Genomic DNA, 12,158 nt, shown 5'->3' with positions numbered 1-12,158 from the left:
GCTCCTTTCGTCTTCATAAAAAACTTTTGCGATAGTAAAAACCGTTTGCGAGTTTGGCGCAGTCTAATCTCATAGAACAGGTAACGGGGGAGGCGCCATGGACGACGAAGAGGAGTATCAAGCGTTGATGAGGCTTGCCCGGGCGGGAGACGGGGAATCGCTGCTTCAGCTGATCGCGGGGCAGCAGGCGAGGCTGTACCGCATCGCGCGCGCTTACTTGAAGGATGACCAGGATGCGCTGGATGCGCTGCAGGAAACGACGTTCCGCGCTTATCAAGGAATCGCCAAGCTGAAGGATGCCGCCTTGTTCCAGACGTGGCTGACGCGGATTCTGCTCAACTGCTGCAATGACGAATATCGGCGCCGCAGCAAGCGGGAGTGGCTGGCGCAATGGAAGCAATGGGGCGCAAGCCAGCCTTCGTTCGCGAGCGGAAGCGATCTGAAGGTGACGCTCGAAGATGCGGTGAGGGACCTGCCGACGCGGCAGAAGGAAATTATTATTTTGAAGTATACGCAGCAATATACGTTGACCGAGATCGCGGTCATCCTGGGCTGTCCCGAAGGAACGGTCAAGACCGGGCTGCACAAAGCGTTAGGGAGATTGCGCGGCTTATTGGGAAGGGAGGTGCTTGCCAGTGAATAACAAGCGGACAGGACAACCGGGCAGTACGGAAGAGACGGCCGGACAGGATTGGCTGGAGGCGGAATTGCAGCGCTGGGGAGATGAAGCGGGCAGACTCGCGGTGCCGGCAGAGGCCGGGCAGGCGCTGCGTTCAGGGCTGGATCCTTCCTCTGCGTCCGCTCGAATCAAGCGGTCGTCAAGGAGACGAAGAAGAAGCGGCTACGCGGCTGCGGTTGCGATGCTGCTTGCCTGCATCTTGATGACGGCAAGCGTCTCGCCTGCGTTCGCTTCGGCGCTGCAGCACATTCCGGGGATGTCGCGCATTCTGAGCTTGATCGGCAGCGACCCCGGGTTGCATGACGCGATCGACCATGATTATATGCAGCCGGTAGGGCTGAGCGATAAGCACGGCGGCAACGAATTCACCGTGGAGGGTATCGTCGTCGACCAGGTTCGGATGAATGTGTTCTTCACGGTCAAGCTGGCTAAACCGAAGGATACTGTCTATTTCGGCGATATGAAAGTGCGGGACGGAGCGACGATGCAGGAGGTTGCGGCCTTGTCCAGCTACAGCATGCAGGCAGAGCAAGATGGCATCTATCGGGGCGTGATCGATCTCCAGATGGGCGATGGCGAGCCGGTGCCGGATTCGTTAAGCATCTCGTTCTCGCCGGACAGCAACGATCAGCAGCTGGTGGTGCAGTTCCCGGTCGACAAGACGAAATCGGCAGGCATGGAGGAAGTGCTCGAGGTTCATCAAACGGTGTCGGTTGGCGGGCAGAAGCTGACGATCGAACGCGCGCATATCTATCCTACCCGGCTGATCGTCGACATCTCGTTCGATGAGGCCAACAGCAAGCAGATCTTCGAGCTCGGCGACCTGAGCATCGTGGGCGAGAAGGGCGAGGTACTTCAGAACAAAGGGGCTTTTCTCGGCGATAAGGAGCAGACGCTGCAATTCGACAGCAGCTTCTTCCATACGCCCAAACATTTGACGCTGAAGGTTGGCCGCATCATGGCGCTCGATAAAGACAAAAGGAACTTGGTCATCGACTTGGGCGCGAAGAAAATCGTGCAGGCGCCCGACGATCAAGTCGGCTTAACGAGCGTCAGCCGGCAGCCGAACGGCAATTACGAGCTTCAGCTGAGCGTCCAGGGGCCGACCATTCCGACGGATCACTTTGGATATACGCTTGGCAGCGAGCTGACGGATGCTAACGGCAAAGCATACCAAGCCAACTTGAAACGTTCTGGATGGGGCGCGAACGAAGACAAAGTAACAATTGACTTTAAAATTCCAGCCGATCAACAGCTGCAAAACCCGGTTTCGCTCAAAATCGACAATTACCCGGCGTGGATCGACGAGCCTTTCGAGGTGAAGCTGAAATAATACGGAGCGCGTTATGATCCTGTAACAGGATTGACATCTGATTTTCAGCTTATCTTAATGATCGGGGACTATACTAAATCTCGACCCCCTTATTAATATACACTTTAGACCCGCAGCCCGTTGCTGCGGGTCTCTTTTTGTAGATTGAAGGCCGACGCATGAAGGACAATTTAGCGCAACGCACAAATGAGCGCAGCAATGAAGAGGCCTTCCTTGACGTCGAAAAGGGCCTGTGCTATAAACAAAGTGAGTGATCACTTACTTCTTGTTCAAGGAGCGTGGGCAGATGGATATTCAGGTGTCGCATGTCAGTAAAAGCTTTGATCGTAAGCAAGTCATCAAAGACGTCGCGTTCACGATCCCTTCCGGAGAAATCTGCTGTTTTCTTGGACCTTCGGGATCGGGGAAAACAACCTTGATCAGACTCATGATCGGGGCTATCGGCGCGGATAGCGGAACCATCCGCTTCGGCGACGTGCAGATGCCTAACTTGGGTATGTTAAGCAAGATCGGTTTCATGCCGCAAAATGATGCGCTGTACGACGACCTTTCCGCGGAATCCAACCTGAGGTTCTTCGGGGGACTTTATCAGATGAATCCGGGGCAACTGAAACAACGCATGAACGAGGTTCTCGCTTTGGTCAACTTATCGGAGCATCGGAAGAAGCTGGTAAGACATTTCTCCGGCGGAATGAAGAAGCGTCTCTCGCTTGCGGCGTCCATCCTGCATCAGCCTGAAGTGCTGTTCTTGGATGAACCGACAGTCGGGATTGATCCGGTTCTGCGCCGCACGATCTGGGATCAATTTCATGAGATCAAGAAGTCCGGCACTACGATAGTCGTCTCCACCCATGTCATGGATGAAGTAACGGAGTGCGATAAAGCCGCTTTGATTTACAACGGCGCTCTAATCGAATACGATGCCGTGGACCGGCTGCTCGAGATAACCGACAACGGCAAGGTGGAAGAGTTATTCATTCTCGCCTCCGGAAGAACGCAAGGCGGTGCCGCCGTATGATCAATTTAGCCAAACGCGTCTTCCTGCAAACCTTGAACGACAAGCGAAGCCTTGCAATGATTTTATTCGCGCCGCTCCTGATCTTGACTTTCATTTACTTGCTGCTCGGAAACAACGATTACGTGCCGACCGTCGGCATCGACAAGGGCGCATTGCCCGCGCCGATCGTCGCGCAATTGGATAAGCAGAAACTGAACGTGGTCGAATTATCGACAGACGAGGCAGCGAACGCGAAGCAATATCTGAAGGACCATCGCGACGTGGACGTCGTCTTCGGCATCTCCCAGGCCTCCGGTGCGAGTATGACGCTTTATGAGCCTTCGAGCAAAGGCACGAAGGCCATGAACGAAATCCAACAAGCGATCGCGGCCTCTAACCCGTCGGCCAAGGTAAACATCGCCTTCGTGTTCGGGCAAGAGGGCCAATCCACGTTCGATTCGCTAGGCTATGTGTTCCTATCTCTATTCTCGTTCTTCTTGGTGTTTATCATTTCAGGCATGTCTCTTGTGAGAGAGCGAAGCGGCGGCACGCTGGAACGATTGCTGATGACCCCGGTCAAGCGCGGGGAAGTCATTCTGGGGTATACGCTCGGATATGGCGTATTCGCAATTATTCAGGCAATTCTCATCGTGCTCTATACGGTTTTCGTGCTGGGTTTAAGCTCGGAAGGATTCATCGGTTGGATTTTGCTGACGATGGTTTTACTGGCCGTCACGGCAGTCTCGTTCGGAGCTATGATCTCCGTGTTCGCGAGTTCGGAATTGCAAGTCGTACAGTTGATTCCGCTGACGATCGTTCCGCAAGTCTTCTTCTCGGGACTCGTGCCGCTCGATACGATTCCTTATCATCTCGGCAACTTATGTTACGTCATGCCGATCTATTATGGCGCAGCGGCCATTAAAGGCGTAATGATTTACGGAAATGGCTTTACGCATATTTGGCCTTATTTGCTCGGGCTAGTCGGGTATAGTCTGATCCTGTACGCATTAAACACGCAAGCGCTGAAAAAATTCAGAAAGCTTTAACACGACGTCCTGTCATGTCGACGTTATGCAGAGGAGAGGTTTCACACGTTATCGACCGACAATTTGTTTAAGGAACTTCTAACGCAAGTCAAGGGAGAACGAACGGTCAAACAACAGAGAATCGTTGAGACGGCGATTCGATTGTTCGCGGAGAAGGGCTATTACAATACGTCGACGGCAGAAATCGCCAAAGCCGCGGAGGTGTCGGAAGGCAGTATTTTCAAAACTTACGGCACGAAAGACAAATTATTGCTGCACCTTCTCGTTCCGAATTTAAAAGCCATGTTTACGTCCAATATCGATGCCGTTTTCCGCGAAATCGGGTCCGGAATTAGCTTTGAAGCGTTCCTGAAAGCTTTGCTTAAGAATCGGAGCGATTTCTTCTCGGAAAACAAGGAGATTTTTCAAATCCTCATCAAAGAAATCATCTATAACGAGGAATTGAAAAACGATCTGCTCCCGTATATTGCCGCGGTTATTACGCCTCGGATATCGGCTTTGATCGAATCGGCCAAGAAGCAAGGCGAGCTCGTCGATCTGCCGACGGAGCGGATCCGGACAACGCTGATGACGTATTTCGGCGGACTATTCGTTTCTCGCTTCGTGCTCTTGAATCGATCCTTCATCAGCGACGAAGAAATCGAAGATTCGGTGCGCATGCTGATGGACGGATTCCGGGAAAGCTCTTCGCCGTCGCCGAACGATGAATAGCACATGTCAGCACGATTCCAAAAGCAAGCAACCGCCATTCGGCAGCTGCTTGCTTTTGTTCATATCGTTAAGAATTTATATGAAAGCAGCAATAACTAGATTTACTTTTTGATTGCCGTCGGGCGATAATGGAAGTGCTTACTTCTCTTTCCATTCTGCTGAATCGGGTGATCACTTGAAGCTTAATTTCCGTATCTCGTTTCTGTATGTGTTCGTGTTCGTAACCGGAGCGTCCGTCATGGCGATGGAACTCGCGGCATCTCGGTTCTTGGCTCCTTATTACGGAACCTCCATGATCGTGTGGGCTAACATCATCGGCCTGATTCTGCTCTCGCTGTCGCTGGGCTATTGGATTGGCGGACGCTGGGCGGACAAGCGGCCGGACGGCAGGCTGCTCATGCTTATCTCCCTCTCCGCCGGCGTGCTCACTTCGCTGCTGCCGATTTGGGGCAAGCTGATTTTCCCATTGCTGTCGGATGGCATTCTCAACACTTCCGTGCTCATCATCGTTTGTTCTTTCTTCGCCATCTTGATCGTTTTTGCGCCGCCGGTGTTTCTGCTGGCCATGGTCAGCCCTTTTGCGATCAGGCTTGTTCCGGCCGATGATGGACAGATCGGCAAAGTGGCCGGCAATTTATATGCATTCTCCACGCTCGGCAGCCTGATCGGCACGTTCGGTACCGCCTTCGGCACCATTCCCTTTCTCGGTACAAGGGAGACGATATTCCTCTGGTCCGCCGCGTTAATCGCCATCAGCGCCTGGGGATTGCGCTCGACCCGGCTGCGCTGGCTGGGCGTTATGCTGCTCGTTCCGTTCCTGCTGTATTTCGCTCCCCATGACCAGTTCAAGGAAGCCGAAGGAGATCCCGTCGTATGGGCCAAAGATACGCTCTATCAATTCGTCAGGGTGACGCATAACGAGAAGGATGAGACGAAGCTCGTCTATAACGAAGGCGGGGGCGTCCAGTCGATACGGCGTCCGAACGATGCGCTGAACAAGAATGACTACTACGACGATTACTTGCTGCTTCCTTATTTGACGGATCATCCCAAGGAATTTCTCGTGCTCGGCTCCGCGGGCGGTACGATTCCTCGCCTGCTGGCGAAATACGTGAAGCCGCAATTCCCGGAACTGCATACGACGGGCGTCGAAATCGACCCCGATGTCATCAAGCTCGATGCGCGCTTCTTCGGTTTGCAGCCGGGCGATGCGACGCTGGTCAATCAGGATGCCAGAGTGTTCATCAGCAATACGGACAAGCGGTACGACATCGTCATCGTCGACGCGTATTCCCAGCAAATCTACATCCCGTTCCATCTATCGACGAAGGAATTCTTCGCGACGATCGGGAAGCGCCTGAACGATAAAGGGATGCTGGCGTTGAATGTCAATGCCGTTTCTCCTGCCTCCAAATTGCTTGTTTCCATGGAAAAAACGTTGAAGGCCGCATTTCCTTACAGCTACGCGATCAAAGCCCGCGGTCATTATAACTATATTTTATTAGGCTCGTTCTCGCCGATTGATCTGCAACCGCTGCAAGCCATCGATGCCCGGAGCCCGCTCGCGGCCATCCGCAGCGAATGGCCAAGCAAGCTCGAGCCGCTCACCGACGACCAGGTTTCCAAAGGCGTGCTGCTCACGGATAATCGTGCGCCGACCGAGATGCTGACCGATTCGATGGTGTTCGGGACGCTTCGTTCGGAATAGAGTTGAATAGAGAAAAATAGTTGAACGGAAATGGAGCAGTTTGCCGATGGCAAGCTGCTCCATTTTTAATGCGCTTCGTTATAGGGTGCTGGAAGGTGCTAGAAGAAAAAATAGGCCAGTCTTATTCCGTGCGGCTTACTTGCTGCCGCTGCCGGTCAGGCCGATGCTGACGATTTTGAAGCCGGCAACCGGTACGGAGGCAGAGCCGCTATCGCTGCCGATTCGCGTATCCGCGCGTTCCTCCAGCACGTTGCTTTCGTACAGTTCATCGTGATAGGCAGAACCGACGGAAAGCTCGGCCGGCTCGCCGGACAGATTGTACCAGCGCGCGATCCAGTCGCCGCGGTCCTCGTTCACTTTCAGGCTGGACAGGGCGAGGCCGGAGCCCGTGCTGCTCCAGTTCAACAGGCTTTGGCGCGGAGCGAGCGGGCCGCCGTGCAAGCCGGTTTGCGCCGTTTGCATCGGCACCTGGAAGCCGTACGCCGCTTGGTAAGCGCGGAAGCGGTCGCTCTCGCCGCCGTGAGGGAGAATCATCCACTCCGCTTCGTTCTTGCCGAGGCACTGCGCGTCCGGCGTCGGAAACACGCCCCAATCGCCAAGCTCGCCCGTGGAGCGAAGGATCGTCACCGCGATCGTGCCGCTGCCGTCGCGCAGGATTTCGTATTCATTCAGTCCTTTGTTGCCGATCGCCAAGCCGCGGCCCGCTTCATGCACGTCTACGAACGCGCTTTGATGCTGGCAGTTGCTCGGATTGACCCATTCTGCCGAAGGCGTAGTCGCGCGCGACGCCACTTCGAAGATGGAATCCGCGTGATGACGCGCAGCCGTAACGCCGGACGGAAGCATGACCCGGAGGCGGTGGTCCTTCGCCGGGTTGTCGAAGCTCGCATGGACGCGCACGCCCCGCTCGGAGCGGCTCAAGCTGACGCGCGTCACGATCGTAAGGGGAACGAGCTTGCCGGAACGCTGCGCCTCCCGATCCAAGAAGGATACCATCGTTGCGATTTCCGTTTGCAGCCGTTCGTCGGCGCACTCGGGAATGAGAATCGTATGGGTGATTTCGTACGTTGCGCGGTAAGACGTATCTTCTACGACGCGAATTTGCGCTTCCAGACCGGCGGTCGTGATGGCTTTATCGCCTTTCGGCTGCTTGAAAATATATTCGTTGCCGACATCGCCGACATTCTCGTAATAGCCGAGGCCGCTGTACGTTTGGCCGCTGGCCTTATCGGTCAGGTTCAGCGTGCCGTCCCGTTGAATGGAGACTTGGAGGAACTCGTTCTCCATCGTGTTCGGCGATGCGATGAGCGAAGCGGCTGCCGCGTTCGCGTTCGCTTCAATAGAAGGAACCCACGCATAAGCGGCATATCCCATGGCCGGAACAGCGTTCGCTTCGAACGTCACGGACACGACGCGGGCAAAATACGGCTGGCGGAATTTATCGTCCGGCAAGTCGTAGCCGAAACGAACGCCGAGATCCGCGCTCGTATAAGCGACCCGCGCGCCGTTCGCATCGACGAGGTAGCCCTCTGCTATTGTGCTGCTGCCGACGAATGCGGCGATTTCGACCGGATTCTCGCTCTGTTTGAAATAGCGGCGGCTCAGTTCGAGTTCCACGGTAACGACGCCGGAATCCTCGTAGCCGCTCGTGCTGAATACCGCGAACGGCACGCTGCCTTCGCCGAAGCCCGACGTGTCGATTTGGCCGCTGAGGTAAGCCGTGCTGTCCGCGATGACGGAAGCGGCGACGCCTTTGCTTTTCTCGAAGCGGGTCTTCATCTCGTGATAGACTTCGTCGACGCTGCAGCCGCAAATGCTGTCATGCGGATGGTTCTGCATGAGCGTGCGCCAAGCGTAGTTGAGCAGGCCGTGCGGATAGGATTGGCCCTGCGCATGGGCGAACGCGGCGAGCGGCTCGGCGATTTTCTCCAGCATCGTTTGGTTCTGCTGGTTCAGCTGCTTGATATAGATCCGCGCCGATGCCGTGTTGACGAGCGAGAACCAGCCGTCCGTCCGTTGTCCGCGCAGCTCGCCCGTAATGGTGCTGAGCGCCGGCGGCAGCTCGGCCTGAACGGCCTGCACGTAATCGTCCCAATTGGAATGGATGAATTCGCAATCCGGATAAAGCTCTCTCGCGGTGCGGAGCGCAGCCGACAGATTCGCTTGCGCGGGCTGGTGATCGCAGCCGTTCATAAGCAGCAGATGCCGCGTCGAGGCATAGCGGGAGGCGCTTGCGATCGCGTTGTCCCAGAACTGCTTGGCCGCTGCGGGCTCCTCGGGAATTTCCATGCCGTTGTTGTACCAGTTCGCGAACAGGATGCCGAGCACGCGGGAGCCGTCCGGCGAATCCCAATTCATCTCCGAATACGGCGACTCGAGGTCCGTGGAATCGGAGACGCTGTTGTTGAAGCCCGTCGCTTTCACGCCGCGCCCGAACACCGCCGTCGTAATGCCGGCCTGCTGCATCAGCTGTGCCGCCTGGCCCATGTTGCCGAACGAGTCGGGGAAATAGCCGAGCTTCGAAACGGGACCGAACGCTTTGGCATCGCGATGGCCGATTTGCAAATTGCGGACGTTCGCTTCGCTGCTCGTCAGGAACTCATCCTGCAAAATATACCAAGGTCCGGCGGATAAGCGGCCTTCCCGAACCAGTTGAACGAGCTTCTCGCGTTTCTCGGGATACACTTGCAGATAATCGTCGAGCACGATCGTCTGTCCGTCGAGATAGAAGCTGCGATATTCGGGATCGCGGTCCATCACGTCGAGCAGATCATCCATCGTGCGAATCAGCTTGGCATGATGGGCTTCGTACGGCATATACCACTCGCGGTCCCAGTGGGTATGGGAGATGACGTGAATGACGGCTTTAGGCTGTGCGGATGACATAAGGAAGTCGGACCCCTTTCGAATGAAATAATAAAATATGTTTTAATAATAGTCCGATCGATCGAGGTTGTAAATAAATTATATAAAAATATCCCGCGAGCCTTAGGCTCACGGGATAAAGGCGGCAGCTATGCCATGTAAGGATGCGATACAAGTATGTGATACAAGTAATGCCATTACAAGATACAAGTAATGCGATACATGGATGCCGTTACAATGGCGCGCTTGCGGATTGCCGGCTGATCAGCCTTGTGGGCAGGATGACTTTGGCGTCACCGCGCTGTTCGGGCGATGCGAGAACCAGCTTCGCCGCTTCGCGGCCGATGCCGTAGAAGTCCTGCTCGACGGTCGTGAGCGGCACTTCCAGATGCTCGGTGAACGAGAGATTGTCGAAGCCGGTAATCGACAGCCGGCCCGGGACGTCGATCCCTCGCTGCAGCGCGGCCTTGAGCAGATGAGTGGCAGACATGTCGTTGACGACGACTGCCGCTGTCGGCGCGGGCGCAATGGCAAGCAGGCGGTCGAGCAGGATGTCGGCGTTCGCGGCATCGTTCATCTCCGACGGGGACTCCGTTCCCTGCGCGGGCGATAGGTCGAGATTGACGAGCCACTCGGGCTTGGGCGCGATGCCTGCCGCGATGAGCGCTTTGCAGTAGCCCTTGTACCGTTCGCTGATGGAAACCGCCTCGTTCCAGGCAGGACAGGCGAAGGCGATCCGTTCATGGCCGAGTCCCAGCAGATGCGACGTCACGCTGCGGCCTGCTTCCATATTGTCGGAGATGACAAGCGGCGCGTCCAAGCCGTCGATGCTCCGGTCGATCAGCGCGAAAGGAACGCCTTCGATCGCCAGGCTGCCGAAGACATCGATGTTCTTGTAGCTGGACACGGGGTAGACGATAATGCCGCTGACGCGGTCCTTCGCCAGCTTCTGAATGATGCCGCGCTCGATCGCGTCGTCGTATTTGGAATTGTGAAACGTAACGTAGAATCCGCGCTTCGCGCATTCCTCTTCCACTCCGCGGAAAATCTCGTAGCCGATCGTTTCGCTGAACGGCATGACGAGCGAGATGACGGGGATTGGCAGGGAAGGCGCGTCCGGCGCAGCGATCGCGGCGGGCTCGTCGAAGCCGGAAGCGGCCAGACGCGGCTCGGCGGCTGGTTCATCCGGTTGGCGGACGGTCACGAACGTGCCGGCCTTCTTGATCCGTTTCACGAACCCCATCGTCTCCAGCTGGCGCATGGCATGGGTGACCGTGATCGCGCTGACGCCGAACTGCGCTGCGATTTCCGGTCCGTTCGGCAGCTTGTCTCCGTCGTTCAGCTGACCGGAGGCAATGTGGTCCATATAATAATCGATGATGATCTGATAGCGCGGCTTATGGTCTGTCACGTTGTTCCTCCCGGTGTTTCCGAAGCATTAATATATAGTTTAATAGTATACGTGAAATGTTCGGATTACGCCATTGCCTGCTTCAGGTCTTCGATGAACGCGTTCGCTTCCTCTTCCGTGAATTGCCCGCTGATCGCCAAGCTGCCGCCCTTGATCGGAGCGGAGACCATAGGGTCGACGAGGAGTTTCTCGTTCAGGTAGATGCCGATCGTTTCTCCGACATGCGCCGCGGTGATGCTTTCCAGCTTGGCCGGGTCTTTGAAGGTCATGCTGATCTGGTAGCTGTTGCCCGAAGGGTCGCCAAGCGCTTGCTGAACAGTTACGGAATCCGGAACGATGTCCTCGTCCTCGGCGAGGATGTTGCCTTTGTTGTCTTTGAAATAGAGATCGAACTTCGTGTATTTCCGAAGCAGTTCGATCGTTTTATCGTAGTTGGCCAGTCTGACGTTTACATCACTAATTTCGAATGGATGATCTCCTTTTTCCAAATATTCTTTCCCTTGAATGGCAAGATCGATCGCTAGGTCACCGGATATCGTGGGCATATTGGCATCCACACCGTGTTCCAGCAAGTAGGAAACAAGTTCATATTGGCCGTTGTAAGCTAACGAATGCAGCAGCGTATAGCCGGAGTCATCCATCAGACCGTTATAGCTGGATTGCCGATAATTGATTGGGAAGCCGGCGTCCAAGAAAGCCTGAATCATCTGAGTGCTATTGGCGAAAGCGTAAGGGCCAATTCCGATAGCGTCGTCTGGAAGCGTTAATTCATGCCAATCGTCCATGATGCTCTTTAATCCTTCGACATCATCGTCCCATATGTAACGAATGAGTTCTTCATGATGACTGGAAGATGCCCACAAGATTAAAGTTGTACGTTTTGTAACGCTTTCTCCAACCGTTAGCTGCTTTGTATTTACCTCGATAATGCGTCCTCCGCTTGCTTCGACAATAAAACGGAGGGGAACATAGCCCACGCCATTAATATTCTGCGCAGGCACGGGCAGGGTAGTGCTTTTGCCGTCTGCTTGAGCAACTTTGGAATTAAGCTTCAGAACGATTCGATGATTGTCATTGGCAACGACCCATGTTTTATCGGCCGGCGCCCATGTCACATCAAGCTTCAGAGCGGAGGAGGCCGCCCGCAGCGCGATCAAACTGACTTTCTGGCCGTCAATTATTTTGGAAATATAGCTTGTCGGCTGGCCGTCAATATATAGGGGGGCCAATTTAGCAGGTGGCTGTGACGCATGTACAGAAGGTGTGAAAATCGTTAAAACGAGCATGATTGCGGATAACAATACCCCTAATTTTCTCAAACCTATTCCTTCTTCCTCTAAAATATGGTTTCTATTGCATTTCAATAGTATAAATTTGTGACTGGAATTTGTATAGAAAATAACCAAAC

At 54.8% G+C, this 12,158-nt stretch carries 9 protein-coding genes; 6 read left to right on the top strand and 3 right to left on the bottom strand.

All coding sequences use genetic code 11. The features are described 5' to 3' along the window. Positions 1–97: 97 nt before the first annotated feature. From GZH47_RS09580 to GZH47_RS09555, 6 genes are all read left to right on the top strand, one after another. Positions 98–643: an RNA polymerase sigma factor gene (locus GZH47_RS09580; RefSeq protein WP_162639888.1), complete on the top strand. Its 546-nt coding sequence runs from the start codon at positions 98–100 to the stop codon at positions 641–643. Then, positions 636–2,012, top strand: coding sequence for a DUF4179 domain-containing protein (locus tag GZH47_RS09575; protein WP_162639887.1), 1,377 nt, complete (start codon positions 636–638; stop codon positions 2,010–2,012). The genes GZH47_RS09580 and GZH47_RS09575 overlap by 8 nt, the downstream gene beginning before the upstream one ends. 286 nt (positions 2,013–2,298) lie before the next feature. Then, the gene (locus GZH47_RS09570; protein ID WP_162639886.1) at positions 2,299–3,030 is read left to right on the top strand and encodes an ABC transporter ATP-binding protein; all 732 of its coding nucleotides are present in this window, start codon (positions 2,299–2,301) and stop codon (positions 3,028–3,030) included. Then, positions 3,027–4,055, top strand: coding sequence for an ABC transporter permease (locus GZH47_RS09565; protein ID WP_162639885.1), 1,029 nt, complete (start codon positions 3,027–3,029; stop codon positions 4,053–4,055). Before GZH47_RS09570 ends, GZH47_RS09565 begins: the two co-directional genes overlap by 4 nt. Before the next feature lie 63 nt (positions 4,056–4,118). Next, positions 4,119–4,766, top strand: a complete 648-nt coding sequence (locus tag GZH47_RS09560) for a TetR/AcrR family transcriptional regulator (protein WP_225446417.1) — start codon at positions 4,119–4,121, stop codon at positions 4,764–4,766. A 175-nt stretch (positions 4,767–4,941) separates the two neighbouring features. Next, complete coding sequence (locus GZH47_RS09555) at positions 4,942–6,474, top strand: spermidine synthase (RefSeq protein ID WP_162639884.1); 1,533 nt, start codon at positions 4,942–4,944, stop codon at positions 6,472–6,474. 135 nt (positions 6,475–6,609) lie between these two features. On the opposite strand, the gene GZH47_RS09550 is transcribed toward GZH47_RS09555, so the two are convergent. From GZH47_RS09550 to GZH47_RS09540, 3 genes are all read right to left on the bottom strand, one after another. Then, a complete protein-coding gene (locus tag GZH47_RS09550) occupies positions 6,610–9,360 on the bottom strand; it encodes an alpha-mannosidase (RefSeq protein ID WP_162639883.1) in 2,751 nt (916 codons plus the stop codon). Positions 9,361–9,571: 211 nt separating this feature from the next. Next, complete coding sequence (locus tag GZH47_RS09545; protein WP_162639882.1) at positions 9,572–10,750, bottom strand: LacI family DNA-binding transcriptional regulator; 1,179 nt, start codon at positions 10,748–10,750, stop codon at positions 9,572–9,574. 65 nt (positions 10,751–10,815) lie between these two features. Next, on the bottom strand, positions 10,816–12,156 hold the full coding sequence (locus GZH47_RS09540) for a stalk domain-containing protein (RefSeq protein ID WP_162639881.1): 1,341 nt from the start codon (positions 12,154–12,156) through the stop codon (positions 10,816–10,818). Between the last annotated feature and the right edge of the window lie 2 nt (positions 12,157–12,158).

This window comes from Paenibacillus rhizovicinus, from assembly GCF_010365285.1.
Taxonomy (GTDB): domain Bacteria; phylum Bacillota; class Bacilli; order Paenibacillales; family Paenibacillaceae; genus Paenibacillus_Z; species Paenibacillus_Z rhizovicinus.
Note: the sequence above shows the minus strand (reverse complement) of the source record. Positions and strands in the feature narration are given on the sequence as shown.

What these genes read in the sequence shown, in the direction of transcription:
- GZH47_RS09580 (WP_162639888.1), top strand. Translation starts at nt 98, where the DNA reads ATGGACGACGAAGAGGAGTATCAAGCGTTGATGAGGCTTGCCCGGGCG.
- GZH47_RS09570 (WP_162639886.1), top strand. Translation starts at nt 2,299, where the DNA reads ATGGATATTCAGGTGTCGCATGTCAGTAAAAGCTTTGATCGTAAGCAA.
- GZH47_RS09565 (WP_162639885.1), top strand. Translation starts at nt 3,027, where the DNA reads ATGATCAATTTAGCCAAACGCGTCTTCCTGCAAACCTTGAACGACAAG.
- GZH47_RS09550 (WP_162639883.1), bottom strand. Translation starts at nt 9,360, where the DNA reads ATGTCATCCGCACAGCCTAAAGCCGTCATTCACGTCATCTCCCATACC.